Annotated in this window: 1 protein-coding gene; it reads left to right on the top strand. The window is 63.7% G+C overall.

From position 1 onward, the window contains the following. Positions 1-450: YcjX family protein (locus tag ENZ74_RS33815; RefSeq protein WP_164761507.1), on the top strand; the 450-nt coding region annotated here is incomplete at its 5' end. Between the last annotated feature and the right edge of the window lie 104 nt (positions 451-554).

Here is a 554-nt window from a genome sequence, read left to right as displayed (position 1 = left end):
CATCTGCATCACGAAAGCCATGACCGGCTGCAGGCGATCGTGCGGCGGCTTGCCGACCGCGCCGTGGCACGGGCGAATTTCACCGGCGCCGATGTCGATGTGGTCGCCATGGCGGCGGTGCGCGCGACGCGCGAAGGCACCGTCAGGCAAGGCCGGGAGACGCTTCCCGTCATCATCGGCACGCCGATAGCCGGTGAGAAGATCAACGGCGAAACCTTCGATGGAAAAACTGAAACAGCCATATTTCCCGGTGACTTACCGGAGAATATTGATGCGGTTTTCGATGTTTCGGGAGCCGATCACAGGCAGGACTCCGCGGACCCTGCAATCCGCTTCGTCCGTTTCCGTCCCCCAAAGCTCGAACGCACGGCCGAAGGCGTCACGCTGTCGCTGCCGCATATCAGGCTCGACCGTGCCTTGCAGTTCCTGATCGGAGATCATCTGGCATGACCGCGCCCCGCAAGCCGGCGGCATTCCGCATCGAACCGGAAGCCCCACCGAGACAAGCGGCCCCTGAGCCGCGCAACATCCAGGCCGACACCCAGCGCAAACCC

Origin of the sequence: Mesorhizobium sp. M7A.F.Ca.CA.002.15.2.1 (genome assembly GCF_003998715.1) — a bacterium.
Classification (GTDB): Bacteria; Pseudomonadota; Alphaproteobacteria; order Rhizobiales; family Rhizobiaceae; genus Mesorhizobium; species Mesorhizobium ciceri.
Note: the sequence above shows the minus strand (reverse complement) of the source record. Positions and strands in the feature narration are given on the sequence as shown.